This window comes from Hydrocoleum sp. CS-953, from assembly GCF_002260545.1.
GTDB lineage: Bacteria > Cyanobacteriota > Cyanobacteriia > Cyanobacteriales > Microcoleaceae > Trichodesmium.
The window spans coordinates 1-2,683 of sequence record NZ_LGSU01000304.1 but is presented as its reverse complement, the minus strand read 5'-3'; the positions used below and the strand labels follow the sequence as shown (position 1 = coordinate 2,683).

The following is a 2,683-nucleotide window of genomic DNA, read 5'->3' as shown; positions in this document are numbered from 1 at the left end:
GTGTCAAGGAAGTGTGGGGAGGGTGGGAAGGGTGGGAAGACCTCCGAAAGCAGGAGGAATAATTGTAGTTGTATCTTTTTGTGCAAGTCTGCCAGCCTTCCTAACTTTTTAGTCTTAAAGGCTGAAAAATTGGCACTTTTTTCGCTCCCATGTGGGCACTTAACCATTATATATCAGTGCTTTGAGATTGTATTGGCCAGCCATAAGCGACTTATCCCACACATTACGCGCTCTGCACTACCAAAAATTCTGTAACTAACTGAATTTAATGCTTCACCTAATGTCTAGAATTATTACTTATAGTCCTGCTTATACAGTAGTTCCTACTTATGAGTGTTTTAATCGTTGTAGCTATTGTAATTTTCGCTCAGAACCAGGGACAAATTCTTGGCTGAGTCTATCCGAAGCAGAAAAAAAATTATTATCTCTCAAGAATCAAGGTATAATTGAAGTTTTGATTTTAAGTGGTGAAGTACACCCAAAAAGTCAATACAGACAAGCTTGGTTTCAACTTATCTATGACTTATGTAAACTAGCTCTATCTTTAGGATTTTTACCCCATACTAATGTAGGGCCACTTAGTAGGGCAGAAATGAATAAGTTGAAACAGGTAAATGTGTCAATGGGACTAATGTTGGAGCAGATAACGCCCAAATTACTAGAAACAGTCCATAGAAATGCTCCTAGTAAAATCCCACATTTACGGTTACAACAATTAGAATGGGCTGGGGAATTAAAAATAGCTTTTACTACTGGTTTATTATTAGGAATTGGAGAGACTGTAAATGACTGGAAAGAAACATTAGAAGCGATCGCTAATATTCATCAAAAATGGGGTCATATTCAAGAAGTTATTCTACAACCCTACAGTCCAGGTAATCAAGAAATATGGAATGGTGAAGGTTTTGATATTAATTTATTGTCTGAAGTTGTAGCGATCGCTAGTCAAATTTTACCATCAGATATTACCCTACAAATTCCTCCTAATTTGGTTACAAAACCGGAAATATTATTAGCTTGTTTGGAAAATGGTGCGCGAGACTTGGGAGGTATCGGACCATTAGATGAAGTTAATCCTGATTATCCTCACCTGCATTATCAAGCTTTAGTAAAAGTTTTGGAATCTGGAGGATGGCAGTTAATTAAAAGATTACCACTGTATTCTAAATATGATGATTGGTTGGCAATAAATTTAAAAGATATTGTGGGGAAATGGCGTATGAAATTGTCAATAGATGGATAATATAAAATTAGTCACTTGGATGTCCATAGCCTTATTTTTTTGATCAAAAATCCTTTAACTCGTACTTTATATAGTATTTTTACCAAGGTAGAGGAAGATAAAAGATTATCAGTCAAGTCTGAAACCCTTACTGTAGATAAAATGGACGTAACAGAACTCGAATCTGTGACCTCCACGATGTCAACGTGGCGCTCTAACCAACTGAGCTATACGTCCAAATATTTAATTACAATAACACACCTTCTCTAAACTTGCAATCCCTCAACACAAAAAATTATCATAATCACTTGGCTCTTAGTCACGAAGGAAATACAAGCTTGTCCTGCTATAATTTTTTTGTCAAAGGTGATGCAGTTTAAATTTGAGTATCATCTGATAATAGCCAGTTTTTTATATCTTGTTTTTGTAGATTTTTTGCTAGTCTGAGAAACTGTTTCTTCCTGCCATTTTTCTATTGTTGGCATATATAACCAATGATTTAATTTTTCTTCTTCTACATAACCTTTTAATTCTGGATCTGGCCAAATATGAAGCTTATCTAAACATCCAACACTTTGGGCTGCTTTTTCCACCTGTTCCCACTGTTTAATAAAATTTTCTGCCCATGATTTCTTAGTCATAATTGAACTAGCAAATTCCAAACCTGCTGCTATCATACGTTTACCATTAGTTCCACGAGCATTAATAGGTTCCCAAAATATTACTTCTGGGTCAATTTTCATAATTTGTTCTAAATTTATTTTAAAGTCATCTAACGTAATTATTGGAGGAGTAGGAGCCATAGCTACATACAATCTACATCCAGCTTTATGACCTTTTTGTAAAGCTTCATAGCGTTTAGATGGTGGGGGTGCTTGTGGTTCAATTTTGAGACTAAGTTCATCATTTAAAAATGGTAAACTCATGCCAACTGTAATATTAGGTTGATTAAGAATATCTAAATCATTTATCCATAAAGGACTACGAGTTAAAATCCTTACTCTTTTGTGATTTTTAGATAAAATTTCGACAGTTTGACGAGTAATTTTTGCTGTTTGATAATTTTGATATGGGTCAGTTCCAGAACATAATAAAACTACTCCTTTACCTTCTGGTGTTTCGCGCCATTTTTTTTTACGACTTAACTTTTCTTCTAACTGCTCAGGTATATTTTCTCTAACTAATAAATATTTGCCCCAATCCATTTGAGGATTACTAATTCCTTTTTCTTGTAATTCCTTTTGTTTTGTTCTAATTGCTGGAGTAGAAGGTACATAACAAAATGTACATCCATGAAGACAACCAGATGCTATATTAATTACATAATCACACAAACCCTTTTTTTTGAGGGCGCTTTCCTGAAGTGGATTAACAATTTTTTCTGAGCCTTTAATAATAGACATACCCAACACTCCCAAGTAATTTTTATCATATATTTCGGCATTTGCAGTCTTTAATTTT

The 2,683-nt window shown here is 34.5% G+C and carries 2 protein-coding genes and 1 tRNA gene; 1 reads left to right on the top strand and 2 read right to left on the bottom strand.

The features are described 5' to 3' along the window. Window positions 1-280: 280 nt before the first annotated feature. Window positions 281-1,243, top strand: a complete 963-nt coding sequence (gene cofG / locus AFK68_RS02770; protein WP_094671444.1) for a 7,8-didemethyl-8-hydroxy-5-deazariboflavin synthase subunit CofG — start codon at window positions 281-283, stop codon at window positions 1,241-1,243. 142 nt (window positions 1,244-1,385) lie between these two features. Here the strand turns inward: cofG and AFK68_RS02765 are convergent. Both AFK68_RS02765 and AFK68_RS02760 read right to left on the bottom strand, forming a co-directional pair. Further along, window positions 1,386-1,459: transfer RNA gene (locus AFK68_RS02765), tRNA-Val, on the bottom strand. Between the two features lie 152 nt (window positions 1,460-1,611). Then, the coding region (locus AFK68_RS02760) for a radical SAM protein (protein WP_246843960.1) at window positions 1,612-2,683 on the bottom strand (1,072 nt) is incomplete at its 5' end.